16 protein-coding genes and 2 pseudogenes are annotated in these 18,190 nt (G+C 38.4%); all 18 read left to right on the top strand.

Annotated features, from left to right (window positions below):
• Positions 1-347: 347 nt before the first annotated feature.
• The 18 genes and pseudogenes from sucC (at position 348) to tsf (ending at position 18,160) form a co-directional block, all read left to right on the top strand.
• Complete coding sequence (sucC, locus tag LIS78_RS21310) at positions 348-1,508, top strand: ADP-forming succinate--CoA ligase subunit beta (RefSeq protein WP_013058890.1); 1,161 nt, start codon at positions 348-350, stop codon at positions 1,506-1,508.
• 18 nt (positions 1,509-1,526) lie between these two features.
• Complete coding sequence (sucD, locus tag LIS78_RS21305) at positions 1,527-2,429, top strand: succinate--CoA ligase subunit alpha (protein WP_013058889.1); 903 nt, start codon at positions 1,527-1,529, stop codon at positions 2,427-2,429.
• 63 nt (positions 2,430-2,492) lie between these two features.
• The gene (dprA, locus tag LIS78_RS21300; RefSeq protein ID WP_195782000.1) at positions 2,493-3,374 is read left to right on the top strand and encodes a DNA-processing protein DprA; all 882 of its coding nucleotides are present in this window, start codon (positions 2,493-2,495) and stop codon (positions 3,372-3,374) included.
• A gap of 154 nt (positions 3,375-3,528) precedes the next feature.
• The gene (topA, locus tag LIS78_RS21295) at positions 3,529-5,604 is read left to right on the top strand and encodes a type I DNA topoisomerase (RefSeq protein WP_195782001.1); all 2,076 of its coding nucleotides are present in this window, start codon (positions 3,529-3,531) and stop codon (positions 5,602-5,604) included.
• Positions 5,605-5,810: 206 nt separating this feature from the next.
• Positions 5,811-7,115, top strand: coding sequence for an FADH(2)-oxidizing methylenetetrahydrofolate--tRNA-(uracil(54)-C(5))-methyltransferase TrmFO (trmFO, locus tag LIS78_RS21290; RefSeq protein WP_013058886.1), 1,305 nt, complete (start codon positions 5,811-5,813; stop codon positions 7,113-7,115).
• A 65-nt stretch (positions 7,116-7,180) separates the two neighbouring features.
• The gene (gene xerC / locus LIS78_RS21285) at positions 7,181-8,083 is read left to right on the top strand and encodes a tyrosine recombinase XerC (RefSeq protein ID WP_047930786.1); all 903 of its coding nucleotides are present in this window, start codon (positions 7,181-7,183) and stop codon (positions 8,081-8,083) included.
• A 14-nt stretch (positions 8,084-8,097) separates the two neighbouring features.
• The gene (gene hslV / locus LIS78_RS21280; RefSeq protein WP_013058884.1) at positions 8,098-8,640 is read left to right on the top strand and encodes an ATP-dependent protease subunit HslV; all 543 of its coding nucleotides are present in this window, start codon (positions 8,098-8,100) and stop codon (positions 8,638-8,640) included.
• A gap of 16 nt (positions 8,641-8,656) precedes the next feature.
• The gene (gene hslU, locus LIS78_RS21275; protein WP_252284321.1) at positions 8,657-10,057 is read left to right on the top strand and encodes an ATP-dependent protease ATPase subunit HslU; all 1,401 of its coding nucleotides are present in this window, start codon (positions 8,657-8,659) and stop codon (positions 10,055-10,057) included.
• Between the two features lie 28 nt (positions 10,058-10,085).
• A complete protein-coding gene (gene codY / locus LIS78_RS21270; RefSeq protein ID WP_013058882.1) occupies positions 10,086-10,865 on the top strand; it encodes a GTP-sensing pleiotropic transcriptional regulator CodY in 780 nt (259 codons plus the stop codon).
• Positions 10,866-11,037: 172 nt separating this feature from the next.
• Complete coding sequence (gene flgC / locus LIS78_RS21265) at positions 11,038-11,412, top strand: flagellar basal body rod protein FlgC (protein ID WP_434092366.1); 375 nt, start codon at positions 11,038-11,040, stop codon at positions 11,410-11,412.
• Between the two features lie 12 nt (positions 11,413-11,424).
• The gene (fliE, locus tag LIS78_RS21260) at positions 11,425-11,715 is read left to right on the top strand and encodes a flagellar hook-basal body complex protein FliE (RefSeq protein ID WP_209150628.1); all 291 of its coding nucleotides are present in this window, start codon (positions 11,425-11,427) and stop codon (positions 11,713-11,715) included.
• Positions 11,716-11,764: 49 nt separating this feature from the next.
• Positions 11,765-13,347, top strand: a pseudogene (gene fliF / locus LIS78_RS21255) (flagellar basal-body MS-ring/collar protein FliF).
• Positions 13,348-13,358: 11 nt separating this feature from the next.
• Complete coding sequence (gene fliG / locus LIS78_RS21250; protein WP_025750326.1) at positions 13,359-14,378, top strand: flagellar motor switch protein FliG; 1,020 nt, start codon at positions 13,359-13,361, stop codon at positions 14,376-14,378.
• Positions 14,371-15,159: a flagellar assembly protein FliH gene (gene fliH, locus LIS78_RS21245; RefSeq protein WP_116076178.1), complete on the top strand. Its 789-nt coding sequence runs from the start codon at positions 14,371-14,373 to the stop codon at positions 15,157-15,159. The genes fliG and fliH overlap by 8 nt, the downstream gene beginning before the upstream one ends.
• Positions 15,134-15,904: pseudogene (locus LIS78_RS21240) on the top strand (ATP-binding cassette domain-containing protein); the annotation flags it as partial. The gene fliH and the pseudogene LIS78_RS21240, both read left to right, overlap by 26 nt.
• Positions 15,904-16,293, top strand: coding sequence for a hypothetical protein (locus LIS78_RS21235; protein ID WP_434092365.1), 390 nt, complete (start codon positions 15,904-15,906; stop codon positions 16,291-16,293). The pseudogene LIS78_RS21240 and the gene LIS78_RS21235, both read left to right, overlap by 1 nt.
• Positions 16,294-16,451: 158 nt before the next feature.
• On the top strand, positions 16,452-17,171 hold the full coding sequence (rpsB, locus tag LIS78_RS21230) for a 30S ribosomal protein S2 (RefSeq protein ID WP_013058850.1): 720 nt from the start codon (positions 16,452-16,454) through the stop codon (positions 17,169-17,171).
• A 107-nt stretch (positions 17,172-17,278) separates the two neighbouring features.
• Positions 17,279-18,160: a translation elongation factor Ts gene (gene tsf, locus LIS78_RS21225; RefSeq protein ID WP_013058849.1), complete on the top strand. Its 882-nt coding sequence runs from the start codon at positions 17,279-17,281 to the stop codon at positions 18,158-18,160.
• Positions 18,161-18,190: the final 30 nt, after the last annotated feature.

The following is an 18,190-nucleotide window of genomic DNA, read 5'->3' as shown; positions in this document are numbered from 1 at the left end:
CTGCTTTTTAGCGCATGTTTCACGCGCGGGATTTTAGGCTCAAAAAGAATCTAGTCTATTTAAGCGGAGATATTGCTGCGGGGAAAGTTCGTAAATTATTTTCCTCTCAGTTTGCTTTAGTTATGAAGGTTGATTTATATAATCAACCACACGTTTAACGTCCGCAAAGCCTCATCGACTTCATAAGGTATGGTTAAGTACTATCTCCATAAAAATATCAATTTTCTTATTATTTCAATATTTTTCACTAGAATAGTAGACAATTAGACAATTATTTTTATACAATGAAAGCGCAGTCTATTTTGTGCAGTATAGTTTTGTGGTTGATTATGTTAGGAGGATGGGAAATGAATATCCATGAGTATCAAGGAAAAGAACTACTCAGAAAATATGGGGTTGCAGTACCAAACGGTCGAGTAGCTTTTACTGTTGAAGAAGCAGTTGAAGCAGCAAAGGAATTAGGTTCACAAGTATCAGTGGTGAAAGCACAAATCCATGCTGGTGGACGCGGTAAAGCGGGCGGTGTCAAAGTAGCAAAAAACTTAGATGAAGTTCGTACATATGCACAAGATATTTTAGGAAAGACCCTCGTAACGCACCAAACAGGCCCTGAAGGAAAAGAAGTTAAGCGCTTGTTAGTTGAAGAGGGATGCGATATTAAGAAAGAATACTACATCGGTTTAGTTCTTGATCGTGCAACGTCTCAAGTTGTATTGATGGGTTCTGAAGAAGGTGGAACTGAAATTGAAGAAGTGGCGGAAAAAACGCCTGAAAAAATCTTTAAAGAATATGTAGATCCTGCGATTGGTTTACAAGCATTCCAAGCTCGCAGACTTGCATTTAATATTAATATTCCAAAAGAATTAGTTGGAAAAGCAGTTAAATTCATGACAGGTTTATATACAGTATTTGTTGAAAAAGACTGCTCAATCGCAGAGATTAATCCTCTAGTTGTAACAGGTGACGGGGACGTTATGGCATTGGATGCGAAGTTAAACTTTGATTCAAATGCCCTGTATCGTCAAAAAGATATTCTTGAATATCGTGACCTTGAAGAGGAAGATGCTAAAGAAATTGAAGCATCTAAATATGACTTAAGCTACATTTCACTAGACGGTAATATCGGTTGTATGGTAAACGGTGCAGGTTTAGCAATGGCAACGATGGATATTATTAAGCATTACGGAGGCGACCCTGCTAACTTCCTGGATGTTGGGGGCGGCGCAACTGCTGAAAAAGTAACAGAAGCATTCAAAATTATTTTATCTGACCAAAATGTAAAAGGTATTTTCGTTAATATTTTTGGCGGGATTATGAAATGTGATGTTATTGCAACAGGTGTTGTTGAAGCAACGAAACAAGTTGGATTAAGCCTTCCATTAGTTGTTCGCTTAGAAGGAACAAACGTTGAACTTGGAAAAGAAATTTTACAAAAATCAGGCTTAAATATCACAGCTGCTGAATCTATGGCAGACGGCGCACAAAAAATCGTTTCACTAGTGAAATAGAAAGGCTGGGGGATAGGAATGAGCGTATTTATTAATCAAGATACAAAAGTAATTGTACAAGGAATTACAGGCGGAGTTGGCCTTTTTCATACACAGCAAATGTTAGAATATGGAACAAAAATTGTTGGTGGCGTAACGCCAGGTAAAGGCGGCTTAGAAGTAGAAGGTGTTCCGGTATTTAATACGGTTGCCGAGGCAAAAGAAAAAACAGGCGCAACGGCTTCTGTTGTATATGTTCCGCCAGCATTCGCAGCTGACTCCATTATTGAAGCAGTTGACGCAGATTTAGATTTAGTTATTTGTATTACGGAAGGTATTCCAGTATTAGATATGGTAAAAGTAAAGCGTTATATGGAAGGAAAACGTACGCGCCTTGTAGGACCTAACTGCCCAGGTGTTATTACACCGGAAGAATGTAAAATTGGAATTATGCCAGGGTACATTCACAAAAAAGGTCATGTAGGTGTAGTTTCACGTTCTGGTACATTAACATATGAAGCTGTTCATCAACTTTCTGAAGCTGGCATTGGCCAATCAACAGCTGTTGGTATCGGCGGTGACCCAGTGAATGGCACGAACTTTATCGATGTATTAAAAGCGTTTAATGAAGATGAAGATACGTATGCAGTAATTATGATTGGGGAAATCGGCGGTACGGCAGAAGAAGAAGCGGCAGAATGGGTAAAAGCAAATATGACAAAACCTGTGGTCGGCTTCATTGGCGGTCAAACAGCACCTCCAGGAAAACGTATGGGCCATGCTGGTGCTATTATTTCAGGTGGTAAAGGGACAGCGTCTGAAAAAATTAAAACAATGAATGAGTGCGGTATCCAAGTAGCTGAAACACCATCTGTTATGGGAGAAACACTTATTAAAGTGTTAAAAGAACAAGGCATTTACGAGCAGTGTAAGACTCATTAATAGAAGACATATAGCCTCCTTTGACCGGGGGCTATTTTGTCCATTTAAAAAGGAGATTGTAGAATGTCTGATTTACGGGAAAAATTAATTCATTTAGCACATTGTCCATCTGTTAATTGGAAACAAATTTTTACGCTACTTCAACAGAATTCTTCATTACAAAATCTCTACGAGTACTCTCCATCACAGCTTCAAAAACTATTGACTCTCTCGATTGAACGTGCTAATCAAATAAAAAAAGATTTGCAAACTATTCCAATACGAGATATTCTAGATAAATATGACGCTGAGAATATTCAATGTATCACCATCCTAGATGATGAATATCCTGAGCTTTTGCGCCATATTTATGATCCGCCTTGGGTATTATTTGCAAGAGGAAAGGTTTCTCTTCTACACGCTCCAGAAAGCTTAAGCGTTGTAGGAACAAGGAATCCCACTTCATATGGAACTGCAGCTCTGACTCATATTGTTAAGCCGATGCTGCATGAAGAATTTGTCGTTGTAAGTGGACTAGCCTTAGGAATTGACCAGGCTGCTCATGAACTGGCTATCGCTGAAAAAGCTAAAACGATTGCAGTTTTAGGCGGAGGGTTTTATAATATTTACCCAAGAGGAAACCAAAATTTAGCAAGAGAAATTGCGCAGCATCATTTGCTGCTTTCTGAATATGCCCCGTTTATGAAGCCGACGAAATGGTTTTTCCCTCGCAGAAACAGAATCATTAGCGGATTAACAGGAGGCACGTTGGTGGTGCAAGCAAAAGAAAGAAGTGGATCTTTTATTACCGCCGACCAGGCGCTTCAGCAAGGAAGAGAAGTATTTGCCATACCGGGTTCTATTTTTGAAGAAACATCATGTGGAACGAATAAGTTAATCCAATTAGGGGCAAAACTTGTGCAAAGCGCTGCTGATATTACAGATGAAATGATGTATATAAGATGAATGTTTCAAAGTAGTCATATTCTTGCATGGTATGAAATACTAGTGAGATACGTAGTAAAATCGTATGACTTATCTTTTTGACATTTGACAAACAAGAACCAAATATTTAATAATAATGAAGATTTTATTCTACCTCTTGAGGAGGAACAAATAGATGTCTGACTACCTAGTAATTGTAGAATCGCCTGCAAAGGCTAAAACAATTGAACGTTATTTAGGAAAGAAATATAAAGTAAAAGCATCGATGGGACATGTTCGCGATTTACCTAAAAGTCAAATGGGAATTGATATTGAACAGGATTACAATCCGAAATATATTACAATTCGCGGGAAAGGCCCGGTTTTAAAAGAACTAAAAACAGCGGCTAAAAAAGCAAAAAAGATTTACCTAGCAGCCGATCCAGACCGTGAAGGAGAAGCGATTGCATGGCACTTGGCGCACAGTTTGGATGTAGACATTGCATCGGACTGTCGCGTAGTATTTAACGAGATTACAAAAGAAGCGATTAAAGAATCTTTTAAACATCCACGAGCAATTAATATGGATTTAGTAGATGCTCAACAAGCACGCCGTATTCTTGACAGGCTGGTTGGCTATAACATCAGTCCATTGCTGTGGAAAAAAGTGAAAAAAGGATTAAGTGCCGGAAGGGTTCAATCAATTGCAGTGAGGTTAATTATTGATCGTGAAAAAGAAATTGCAAAGTTTATCCCAGAAGAATACTGGACGGTAAAAGCAACTTTTCAAAAAGGAAACGACCAATTTGAAGGCCAGTTAATCGAATATCAAGGGAAAAAAGTAGAACTATCAAATGAAAATGATGTAACCAACATTGTTAAACAATTAGATGGAAATGAATTTTCAATTTCTAAAGTAACAAAACGTGAGCGAAAGCGTAATGCAGCTCCTTCTTTTACCACGTCTTCATTACAGCAAGAGGCAGCGCGGAAACTGAACTTCCGAGCGAAAAAAACAATGATGATTGCGCAGCAATTATATGAAGGAATTGATTTAGGAAAAGAAGGTACAGTAGGTCTTATCACGTATATGCGTACCGATTCTACTCGTATTTCAGAAACAGCTCAAACAGAAGCTAGAGATTACATTACGAACGCATACGGAAATCAGTTTGTGGCAACGGAAAAGCGTAAAGAAAAGAGAAATTCGAATGCGCAAGATGCCCACGAAGCGATTCGTCCAACTTCAGCTCTTCGTAAACCAGGAGAGGTAAAAGAGTTCTTATCGCGTGATCAGTATCGACTGTATAAGTTAGTATGGGAGCGCTTCGTTGCTAGTCAAATGGCACCTGCAATTATGGATACAATGGCTGTAGATTTGAAAAATGGAGACGTAACATTTAGAGCGAACGGCTCGAAAGTTAAATTTCCAGGCTTTATGAAAGTGTATGTTGAAGGCAATGATGATCAAGTGGAGGAAAAAGAAAATCTTCTTCCAGACTTAGAAGAAGGAGAAGTAGCTTATTCTAAGGACATCGATGAAAAGCAGCACTTCACACAGCCGCCGCCAAGATATACAGAAGCTCGTTTAGTCAAGACATTAGAAGAGCTAGGCATTGGTCGACCGTCTACATATGCTCCAACACTTGACACGATTCAAAAGCGCGGGTACGTAGCGCTCGATAACAAGCGTTTTGTTCCAACAGAACTTGGAGAAATTGTACTAGAGCTTGTATTGGAGTTTTTCCCGGAAATTTTAGATGTAGAGTTTACAGCTAAAATGGAAAACGATTTGGATGAAGTGGAAGATGGTAATGTTCAATGGGTGCGTGTTATTGACGAATTTTACAGTGATTTTGAAAAACGCTTAGAACATGCTGAAAAAGAAATGCGCGAAGTGGAGATTAAAGATGAACCTGCCGGAGAAGATTGTGAAGAATGCGGTTCACCTATGGTATACAAAATGGGGCGCTACGGAAAATTTATGGCATGCTCTAATTTCCCTGACTGCCGCAACACGAAGCCAATTGTAAAAGAAATTGGCGTAAAGTGTCCGAAATGTGAAGAAGGAAATATCGTTGAGCGAAAATCGAAGAAAAAGCGTACATTTTATGGCTGTGATCGATTCCCAGGCTGTGACTTCGTATCTTGGGATAAGCCAATTGCAAGAAAATGTCCGAAATGTGAAAATCTGCTTGTGGAGAAGAAACAGAAAAAAGGAACTCAAGTCGTCTGTACAAGTTGTGATTATAAAGAGGAAGCTCAGCAGTAAAAGAGAATGGGATGAATTCCCACACTTTAAATTTAAAAATAGCAGTTATATAAGATGCGGCGACATTGCTTCATGTGCTAAAATGGAAACGTTATTAGCGACATTGAGTAATGTCGCATTTTCTTTGTCCCGTTAAAAAAGGAAAAGACAAGTGAATGAATAAGGAAAATGATAGAAAAGATAGAAATGAAGTTGGAGGATTTACAATGAATGAACAAGTAATTAATGTTATCGGAGCAGGCCTTGCTGGAAGTGAAGCAGCTTGGCAAATCGCAAAGCGCGGTTTAAAAGTCCGTCTTTATGAGATGAGACCAGTGAAGCAAACACCTGCTCATCATACGGACAAATTTGCTGAATTAGTATGTAGTAATTCACTGCGTGCGAATACATTAACAAATGCAGTTGGCGTTTTAAAAGAAGAAATGCGATTATTAGACTCTGTAATTATTCGTTCAGCAGACGAGTGTGCGGTTCCAGCAGGTGGAGCACTGGCTGTTGACCGTCACGAATTTGCCGCTCGTGTGACGGAAAGTGTTAAAAATCATCCGAACGTAACGGTTGTTAATGAAGAGATTACGGAAATTCCACAAGGACCAACTGTTATTGCAACAGGTCCGTTAACGTCAAAAGATTTATCGGAAAAGCTGCGCGCGTTAACAAGTGAAGATTATTTATATTTTTACGATGCGGCTGCACCTATTATTGAAAAAGACAGCATTGATATGGATAAAGTATATCTTAAATCTCGCTATGACAAAGGGGAAGCTGCCTATTTAAACTGTCCGATGACAAAAGAAGAATTCCAACGTTTTCATGAAGCATTAATCAATGCAGAGACGGTTCCTTTAAAAGAATTTGAGAAAGAAATTTATTTTGAGGGATGTATGCCAATTGAAGTAATGGCTTCACGCGGAGAAAAAACAATGCTCTTTGGACCAATGAAACCAGTTGGGTTAGAAGATCCGAAAACAGGAAAGCGACCTTATGCAGTTGTTCAGCTTCGTCAAGATGATGCAGCAGGTACACTATATAATATCGTAGGTTTCCAAACACATTTAAAATGGGGAGCACAAAAAGAAGTATTAAGCTTAATCCCAGGTTTAGAAAATGCAGAAGTAGTACGCTACGGAGTTATGCATAGAAATACGTTTATTAATTCTCCTAAATTGTTAAAGCCTACGTATCAATATCGTGAGCGTGATGACTTATTCTTTGCTGGACAAATGACGGGAGTAGAAGGATATGTAGAATCAGCGGCGAGCGGATTAATGGCAGGAATGAACGCAGCTCGACTTGTACTTGGTGAAGAATTGGTTGTATTGCCGCAGGAAACGGCGATTGGCAGTATGGCTCACTATATCACACATACAAGCGCTAAAAACTTCCAGCCGATGAATGCCAACTTTGGCTTATTCAAAGAATTGGAAGTGCGAATCAAAAACAAACAAGAACGAAATGAAACGCTTGCTAAAAGAGCATTGGAAACTATTCAGAATTTTACAACAAAATAATCAAAATTGTTTGCAAGGGCTACTTAATTGTGATAATATTTAGTAGCCCTTGTGAGGTGATAACACTGGAATTTGTTAAAGATGTATTAAATTCCTTTCTAGAATATTTACAAATTGAGAAAAATTATTCAAAATATACAGTTGACTGCTATGAAAAAGACATAGGTATCTTCATGTCTTTTATGCAGGAAGAGCAAATACAAAACCTACAAAGTGTTACATATGCTGATGCAAGGCTGTTTTTAACACGCCTATATGAAAAGCAGTATTCAAAAAGATCGATGTCACGCAAAATTTCTTGTTTGAGAACGTTTTATCGTTACTTAAATAGAGAAGAATTAGTAGAAGATAATCCATTTGCGCTCGTTACCCTTCCTAAAAAGGAAGAGCGAAATCCTCGCTTCCTGTATGAAGAGGAGATTGTGAAATTATTTCAAATGAATGACTTAACAACTTCGTTAGGGCAGCGTAATCAGTCTCTATTAGAATTGCTGTATGCCACCGGAATACGAGTGAGTGAATGTGCATCTATTAAGCTTAGCGATATAGATTTTTCACTTCAAACTTTGCTCGTATATGGCAAAGGGAAAAAACAACGGTACGTGCCATTTGGCTGTTATGCCAAGGACGCTCTTAGAGTATATATAGATAATGGAAGAAAGCTTCTTTTAAAAAAGGCTCCTTCTGATACTCATTCGCTCTTTTTAAATTATAAGGGGACACCGTTGACAGACCGAGGCATACGCTTAGTCATTGATCAGTTAGTAAAGAAGACCGCTGAGAATATACATATTAGTCCACACGTTTTACGGCATACTTTTGCGACTCATATGTTAAATGAAGGGGCAGATTTACGTACAGTTCAAGAAATGCTAGGTCATGAACATTTATCAACCACTCAAATATACACACATGTGACGAAGGATCGTTTAAAGGCAGTTTATATGAATCACCATCCTCGCGCATAAAAGGAGGAGTTAATTTGTCTACTTTCCATGCTACTACGATTTTTGCGGTTCAGCATAACGGTCAATGTGCCATGTCTGGGGACGGACAAGTAACGTTCGGAAACGCTGTTGTGATGAAACATACTGCTCGAAAAGTAAGACGTCTATTTCAAGGGCAAGTTCTTGCCGGCTTTGCAGGTTCAGTAGCTGATGCATTCACTCTTTTTGAATTATTTGAAACGAAGCTTGAAGAGTATAACGGAAATCTTCAGCGTGCAGCCGTTGAGCTTGCTAAACAATGGAGAAGTGACAAAGTATTGCGAAAGTTAGAAGCAATGCTTATTGTTATGAACAAAGATAACTTACTGTTAGTATCAGGAACGGGTGAAGTTATTGAACCGGACGACGGCATTTTAGCAATTGGATCAGGCGGAAATTATGCTTTATCAGCGGGACGTGCATTAAAACAACATGCAGGCGAACATTTAACAGCTAAAGAAATTGCAAAAGCAGCTTTAGATGTAGCAAGTGAGATATGTGTTTATACAAATGATCATATTATTGTAGAAGAACTGTAGGAAAGGGGATTTTTTTATGAATTCTCATTTAACACCTCGACAAATTGTAGAAAAGCTCGATCAGTATATTATTGGTCAAACGAAGGCAAAGAAAGCGGTCGCTGTTGCGCTGCGAAATCGCTATCGACGCGGTCTGCTAGACGAATCTTTACGTGATGAAGTTGTGCCGAAAAACATTTTAATGATTGGTCCTACAGGTGTGGGTAAAACCGAGATTGCACGCCGCTTAGCTAAGCTTGTCGGTGCACCTTTTATTAAGGTTGAGGCAACAAAATTTACGGAAGTTGGATATGTAGGACGCGATGTAGAATCAATGGTTCGTGATTTAGTGGAAACGTCAGTGCGACTTGTGAAAGAAGAAAAAATGAACGGCGTGCGTGATCGCGCAGAAGAAAATGCAAACAAGCGGATAGTAGAGCTTCTTGTTCCAAGCAAAAAGAAGCAGCAATCGTTTAAAAATCCGTTTGAAATGATTTTTTCAAACGGTACACAGTCAAGCGATACGGATCCTGATCAAGATGAGGAAACGAATATTGCAACGAAGCGCAAGCAGATTGCTCATCAGCTTGCTTTAGGAGAGCTTGAAAATCATTATGTCACAATTGAAGTAGAAGAGCAACAGCCTTCTATGTTTGATATGTTACAAGGTTCGGGTATGGAACAAATGGGCATGAACATGCAGGATGCCTTAAGCAATTTTATGCCTAAAAAACAAAAAAAGCGCAAACTTACTGTTAAAGATGCACGAAAAGTATTAACAAATGAAGAAGCGCAAAAATTGATTGATATGGATGAAGTGACGCAAGAAGCTGTGAATCGTGCAGAACAATACGGAATTATTTTCATTGACGAAATTGATAAAATTGCTCAGAAAGGTGGTAATTCATCTTCCGCTGATGTTTCACGCGAAGGCGTGCAGCGAGATATTTTACCAATTGTAGAAGGGTCAACGATTGTTACAAAATATGGCGCAGTCAAAACTGATCATGTTTTATTTGTAGCAGCCGGTGCTTTCCATGTATCAAAACCGTCGGATTTAATTCCAGAATTGCAAGGTCGATTCCCAATTCGCGTTGAATTAACGAAGCTAACCGTTGAAGATTTTATAAACATTTTAGTAGAGCCAGATAATGCGTTATTAAAGCAATATGCGGCATTATTGGAAACTGAAGGTATACAAATTGAATTTTCTGACGATGCTATACGTAAGATTGCAGAAATTGCATATCAGGTAAATCAAGATACAGACAATATTGGTGCAAGAAGGCTTCATACGATTTTAGAACGTTTGCTAGAGGATTTATCGTTTGAAGCACCAGAAGTAACATTAGAGAAAATTGTGATTACTCCGCAGTACGTGGAAGAAAAATTAGAAAAAATCGCTAAAAACAAAGATTTGAGTCAATTTATTTTATAGAACTGAAATCGCAGGAGGAAGAGTACTAATGGATTTATTAGGGAAAACTAGAAAGATTAATGCAATGCTACAAAAAGCAGCTGGTAAACCAGTAAACTTTAAAGAAATGGCTGAAACACTTTGCGAAGTGATCGAATCAAACGTATTCGTAGTAAGCCGTCGCGGTAAATTATTAGGAATCGCTGTTAAACAGCAAATTGAGAATGCGCGCATGAAAGATATGTTAGAAGCACGCCAGTTCCCAGAAGAATATACTCAAAGCCTATTTAACATTCAAGAAACATCTTCTAACTTAAACATTGAAAGTCAATATACAGCTTTCCCAGTTGAAAATAAAGACTTATTTGATGCAGGACTAACAACAATCGTTCCAATTATCGGAGGCGGAGAGCGTCTAGGTACGCTTGTACTATCTCGTTTAGACCGTCAGTTCGAAGACGATGATTTAATCCTTGCTGAATACGGTGCAACGGTAGTAGGTATGGAAATTCTTCGTGAAAAAGCAGAAGAAATTGAAGAAGAAGCACGTAGCAAAGCTGTTGTACAAATGGCAATTAGCTCATTATCATACAGTGAGTTAGAAGCTATTGAGCACATCTTTGAAGAGTTAAATGGAAATGAAGGACTATTAGTAGCAAGTAAAATTGCTGACCGCGTTGGAATTACACGTTCAGTAATCGTAAATGCGCTACGTAAATTAGAAAGCGCTGGCGTTATCGAATCACGTTCTTTAGGAATGAAAGGAACTTACATTAAAGTTCTTAACAACAAATTCTTAGTAGAGCTTGAAAAATTAAAATCTAACTAAGTGTATGAACCAAAAAGCACACGGGCAAAGTCCGTGTGCTTTTTTTTTATGCTCTCAGTACGAAAAGATTCGCAGTGAGTTAAGACGATTCGTTCACTATTTTTATAAATCTTTAACAAACTTCATATAAAAATCTAAAAATTATATTATAGAATCTTTAAATAGTAAAAAGATACTAGTTGATTACAAATCGTTACTTTTATTACATATTGTTCAGGACTTATGGCAGCCTTACAAAAGAAAAATGGTTGTCATGCAGTCTGATCGTTCGCCTTCTTTTTCGTCCCTCTTACACTCCGAAATAAATAAAAGTCAGAACAACGGTGTAAAAGTCACAGATATCGTAGAAGATAATACTCCTTTTAATTTAGTATATAACCCGACGCATCCAGATGCGAATGACCAAGGATACGTGCAGATGCCGAACGTAGATCCTTTAAAGGAAATGACGGATTTAATTAGTGCTACTCGATCCTATGAAGCAAACGTTACGGTCTTTAATACAAACAAAAGTATATTAACAAAGGCGTTAGAAATTGGGAAATAAAGGAGCGATAAAATGATTAATGGTATCAGCAATCAAACAGCAATAGCAAAAACAGCAGCTTCTACTAGCACTGGACAAACAACTCAACAGTTTTCAACGTTTTTAAAAGACTCAATCAATGAGTTAAACAATACTCAACGCGCTTCAGATATAGCGACTGAAAAGCTTGCTAAAGGAGAAAACGTCGAACTCCAAGATGTAATGATTACTGCTCAAAAAGCAAGTATTACGATGCAAACGGCTCTTGAAATACGCAATAAAGCTGTTGAAGCCTATCAGGAAATGATGAGAATGCAAATGTAATTGAGCGGTTATTAAAGAAAATGAAAATAGTAATAACCGGAGGAATACCATGAATGAAAGAATAGCTCTTTATCAAGATAAGATGAAAGTCTTTTGGAATAACCGCAAAAAAGGACAGAAAATAGCCCTTATCGCTGCTCCTCTTGCGGCTATTCTAGTCATTAGTTTAGCATCTGTTTTTTTAAACAAAGATAAATTTGTCCCTCTTTATAGCAATCTATCGGCTCAAGAAACAGGACAAATCAAAGCAGAGCTTGATGCTAGAAGCGTTCCTTCAGAAATCTCTGATAACGGAACAACCATTTCGGTGCCGGAACAAAGCGTTGACTCGCTAAAAGTTGATTTAGCTGCACAAGGAATTCCTGATAGCGGAAGTATCGACTATTCGTTTTTTGGGAAAAATGCAAGCTTTGGTATGACAGATAATGAATTTGATGTGTTAAAACTCGATGCGATGCAAACTGAATTGGCTAACTTAATGAAAAACATTCAAGGGGTCAACGATGCAAAAGTGATGATTACCCTTCCCAACGAAAGCGTATGGGCGAATGAAAAGCAGGGAGAAGCATTGTACTTAATACAAAGGCTGGTTATAAATTTGATGATCAGCAAATTAAATCTCTTTATCATTTAGTATCCAAAAGTGTGCCAAACCTTCCTACAGATAATGTCGTCATCATGAACCAATATTTTGAGTACTTTGATTTAAAAGGAAATGAAACGAATTCAGCTTCTAGCTCATTTGCTTCGCAGAACGAAGCGAAAAAAGAAGTTGAGCGAGATATTCAGCGTCAAGTACAGCAAATGCTAGGAAGACTGGTCGGTCAAGATAAAGTAATGGTCTCTGTTACAGCAGATCTTGATTTTACACAGGAAAATCGCGAAGAAAAACTAGTAGAGCCTGTTGATAAAGATAATATGCAAGGAATTGCAGTTAGCGCTGAAAAAATTAATGAAACATTTTCTGGTAAAAATGCTCAAGATGGAGGCGTTGCTGGAACAGGAGAAGAAGATACAACAAATTACTCATCTAGCACAACAAGTGGAGACGGAGACTACGAAAAACATGAAGAACGAATTAATTATGAAGTGAATCGAATTCATAAAGAAATCGTCGAAAGTCCATATAAAATTCAAGACCTTGGCATTCAAGTAATGATAGATCCGTCCAATGCAAAAGGGAAATCACAAGTTTCGGATACGCTTGAGTCAGACGTTCAAAAAATGTTAGGTCCAATTGTCCGTACTTCTATTTCAAAAGATGCAAATACGAAAGCTCTCTCCGATAACGCGGTCAGCGATAAGATTACCGTTTCTGTTCAGCCGTTTAATGGACAAGAAACATCTGACAACACAGCAAGTTCAATTCCATTGTGGATGTACGTAATCGGAGGAGCACTGCTGCTTATTATTGTTGTTCTTATTGTGCTGTTGGTTAGGAAAAGGCGTCAAGACTTAGATGAAGACGAATATCATGAAGAGTATGATGAAACTTTTGAAGCATATGAAGCGGCACAAAAAGCTCCTGTTTTAAGTGCTGAACAGCAAACAAAAAGCAATCTTGAAACGTTAGCGAAGCAAGACCCGGAAGAGTTTGCAAAACTGCTGCGAACATGGATTAGTGAGGATTAGGAGGAAAGCTAATGGTAAAGGCTATGCAAAAAAATGAGTTAACTGGAAAGCAAAAAGCAGCAATTTTGTTGATTTCTCTCGGTCCGGATGTATCAGCTTCTATCTATAAACATCTCAGTGAAGATGAAATTGAGCAACTAACGCTTGAAATTTCTTCAGTGAGAAAAGTAGAGCCGTCTCTAAAAGAAGCTGTGCTTCATGAGTTTGAACAAATAACGCTTGCTCAAAACTACCTTGAAAAAGGAGGAGTAAGCTATGCGAAACAGGTGTTAGAAAAAGCACTTGGACCAGAGCAGGCTATGATGATTATCAATCGATTAACTTCTTCTTTGCAAGTTCGTCCGTTTGACTTTGCCAGAAAAGCTGATCCTATGCAGCTGTTAAATTTTATTCAGCATGAGCATCCTCAGACGATTGCTCTTATTTTATCTTACTTAGAGCCGCCGCAGGCAGGACAAATCTTATCATCACTGCCTCAGGAAAGGCAAGCGGATATTGCAAGGCGGATTGCAACGATGGGAAGTACATCTCCGGAAGTCATTAATGAAGTGGAGCAAATTTTAGAGAGAAAGCTTTCTGCTACTGTTACCCAAGACTATACTCAAACAGGTGGTTTAGAAGCAGTAGTTGAAGTATTAAATGGAGTAGACCGAGCGACTGAAAAAATTATTATTGATACGCTTGAGATTCAAGATCCGGCATTAGCAGAAGAAATCAAACAGCGAATGTTTGTATTTGAGGATATCGTAACGCTCGATAACCGTTCTATTCAGCGTGTGATACGAGATGTAGAAAATGATGATTTATTGTTGAGCTTAAAAGTAGCAAGTGAAGAAGTGAAATCTATTATTTTTAAAAATATGTCTAGCCGTATGGTGGAAACGTTTAAAGAAGAAATGGAATTTATGGGTCCTGTGCGTTTGAAAGATGTAGAGGAAGCTCAGTCACGTATCGTTGCTGCAATTAGACGTTTAGAAGATGCTGGTGAAATTGTACTAGCTCGAGGTGGAGGAGACGATATTATTGTCTAATATCATTAAATCAACTTATACGAACAAACTTTCAGACGAAAATGCTAAGCACATTCAAGTCATTCCATTTGGTTTTCCGATACAAGATGAGCCCACAGAAGAACATCTTCAGCAAGAAAATGCACAGCACGTTATTGAGCAAGCGCACAGTGAAGCTGAAATAATAAAGGCCGAGGCAGACGCCTACCGCAAACAAGCTCAAAACGAAGTTGAACGTTTGAAAAAGCAGTGGGAAGAAGAGAAGGTGCTGCTGTTTCAACAAGAACAAAAGCGAGGCTATGAAGAAGGATACGAAGAAGGGCTGCTTCAAGGAAAACAAGAGTATGAACATGTATTAGCCATGTCGCGAAACATTGTTGACGAAACAAAGAATCAGTACTACGAATATATAAATCAATCTGAAGAAGTCATCTTTGAATTAGGTTTCACCCTAGCTGAAACGATTTTAAATGAGCAGCTTCAAAGAAATGAATCATTTTTATCACTTGTTGCAAGGTCTTTAAAAGAAGTTAGAGAACATAAAGAAATCCAGCTTTTTGTTTCTCCGAAAAAATATGCATATGTATGTGAACATAAACGAGAACTGTTCGATTTATTGAACGGAGAAACCGGGCTGTTTATTTATGCAGATGAAAATCTTCAGGAAATGGATTGTGTCATCGATTCTTCTTATGGGCGTCTTGTTGCTTCTTTTGATAGTCAGTTAACGGAAATGAAGAAAAAATTAAAAGAACGTTTGTTAGAGGAGAGTAAACATGAAAGTCGCACAACTCATTCATGAAATCCCGCGCACATCTTCTTTTAAACGGTACGGGAAAGTCAGCCGGGTAGTAGGAATGATGATTGAATCTAAAGGACCTAGAACGTCAATAGGAGATGTTTGCTTTATTCATCTTAGTGAACGAGGAGATAAAATTCGTGCAGAAGTTGTTGGTTTTAACGGTGAGCACGTCGTTTTAATGCCTTATACATCTGTTCGATATATCGGACCTGGCTGCCTAGTGGAAACGACAGAAAAACCTCTGCAGGTAAGCGTGGGGAAAGAGTTAATAGGTCAAGTGCTTGATTCGTTAGGGAACCCTTTAGATGGGTCTGAACTTTCTCATTATTTGCCGTTTGTTTTAACCGATCAAGACCCCCCTAATCCCTTAGAGCGTCCGCCTATTGAACAGCCGATTGAAGTAGGGGTACGAACGATTGATAGTTTGCTAACAGTAGGTCAAGGGCAGCGCATAGGCATTTTTGCAGGAAGCGGTGTTGGGAAAAGTACGCTGCTCGGGATGATTGCACGCAATACAAAAGCAGATATGAATGTCATTGCCCTTGTAGGCGAGCGAGGAAGAGAAGTTAGAGAGTTTATTGAACGAGATCTTGGAGAGGAAGGGTTAAAGCGCTCCGTTGTAGTAGTTGCTACCTCTGATCAGCCTGCTCTACTTCGAATGAAAGCAGCATATACAGCTACTTCTATTGCTGAATACTTTCGAGATGAGGGGTTGAGCGTCATGATGATGATGGATTCTGTTACCTGGGGTCATATCTCGCTGAATTTCAGGAACAAAACGAGAAGTTTCTACGAAAGCTTCAACAGCGTCCCATTGCCTTTTCTTCAGAAACGGAAAAAAACAGCGCGAAATCACCTTTGGTAGAGGAAGAAGACGTACCTGTTCAAAGAGTGAATCTAAAAAGTGAGCCTTCTGAGTCACTGTATGAACTTCTCTCTATAGAAGAAAGTCAGAAACGTATAAGCACATCGTTTGAAGAATTAACTACAGACCAAATTCAAGATTTGTCATGTGAAGAGATAAAAGAATTTTCCGTTTATTTAAAGAAACAAGGTTTAACAATTAAAGAAATTGCAAAACATTTACACAGAGGGAAAACTGAAATTGAATTATTATTGAAATTTCATCAATAAACTTAATGAAACGCTTGCTTGTGAAAAAGGAGTGTGCTATATTTGTTTTTGGTGTTATTACACACGCTTGTTGATTCGGTTGATGGTGCTACTTTTTGTAGTTTCGGCTGAAGATGAAATAAGCGGAGGAGACTTAAAACCATTAGGAGGAAAAACACATGTCAGTAATTTCAATGAAACAATTACTAGAAGCTGGTGTACATTTCGGTCACCAAACTCGCCGTTGGAACCCAAAGATGAAGAAATACATCTTCACTGAGCGTAACGGCATCTACATTATCGATCTTCAAAAAACAGTTAAGAAAGTAGAAGAAGCGTACAAATTCGTTAAAGAATTAGCTGCAGACGGCGGTACTGTTTTATTCGTAGGTACGAAAAAACAAGCTCAAGATTCTGTTAAAGAAGAAGCAGCTCGCGCTGGTATGTACTTCGTTAACCAACGTTGGTTAGGTGGTACATTAACTAACTTCTCAACTATCCAAAAACGTATCAAACGTTTAAAAGATATCGAAAAAATGCAAGAAGACGGTACTTTCGAAGTACTACCTAAGAAAGAAGTAGTTCAACTTAAAAAAGAGTTAGAGCGTCTTGAAAAATTCTTAGGCGGCATTAAAGATATGAAACAACTTCCAGATGCATTATTCATCATTGACCCTCGTAAAGAGCGTATTGCAGTAGCGGAAGCTAAAAAATTACACATTCCAATCGTTGGTATCGTAGACACTAACTGTGATCCAGACGAAATTGACTATGTAATCCCTGCAAACGATGATGCAATTCGTGCTGTTAAACTTTTAACTTCTAAAGTTGCTGATGCTATTTTAGAAGCTAAACAAGGTGAAGAAACAGCAGTTGAAACTGAAACAACTACTGCTTAATTCCGTGAAAGGTGATAAGGGGGAATAGCCTTTTATCACCTTTTTTTGAAAAGATTTAACCCATTTATATACATTAATTACATACCCAAACAAGGAGGCTACACATTATGGCAATTACTGCTCAAATGGTAAAAGAATTACGTGAAAAAACTGGCGCTGGTATGATGGATTGTAAAAAAGCGTTAACTGAAACTAACGGTGATATGGAGCAAGCAATCGATTTCTTACGTGAAAAAGGTATTGCAAAAGCTGCTAAAAAATCAGACCGTATTGCTGCTGAAGGTCTAACTTACATCGAAACTCAAGGTAACGAAGCTGTTATCTTAGAAGTTAACTCTGAAACTGATTTCGTTGCGAAAAACGAAGGTTTCCAAAAATTAACAAAAGAATTAGCTGCTCACATTTTAGCTAACAAACCAGCTGACGCTGCTGAAGCTGCTACTCAAAAAATGGAAAACGGTGCAACTGTTGAAGAACACATCAACTCTGCAATCGCTACAATCGGAGAAAAATTATCTCTACGTCGTTTCGCTGTAGCAACAAAAACTGATGCTGATGCATTCGGTGCTTACCTACATGCTGGCGGACGTATCGGTGTGTTAACAGTATTATCTGGTACAACTGAAGAAGCTGTTGCAAAAGACGTTGCTATGCACATCGCTGCAATCAACCCTAAATACATCTCTCGTGACCAAGTTTCTGCTGAAGAAACTGAGCGTGAGCGCGAAGTATTAACTCAACAAGCATTAAACGAAGGCAAACCAGAAAAAATCGTTGCAAAAATGGTTGAAGGTCGCCTTGGCAAATTCTTCGAAGATATTTGCTTACTAGATCAAACATTTGTTAAAAATCCTGATCAAAAAGTACGTCAGTTCGTTGAGAGCAAAGGCGCTACTGTTGAAAGCTTCGTTCGTTTTGAAGTAGGAGAAGGTATTGAGAAACGTCAAGACAACTTCGCTGAAGAAGTAATGAACCAAGTTAAAAAGTAAGGGTTTGACCGTATAGGGAACACTGTGTGT

Origin of the sequence: Priestia megaterium, from assembly GCF_023824195.1 — a bacterium.
Lineage (GTDB): Bacteria > Bacillota > Bacilli > Bacillales > Bacillaceae_H > Priestia > Priestia megaterium_D.
The sequence above is the reverse complement of the archived record's forward strand: the minus strand, read 5'-3'. Positions and strand labels throughout refer to the sequence as shown.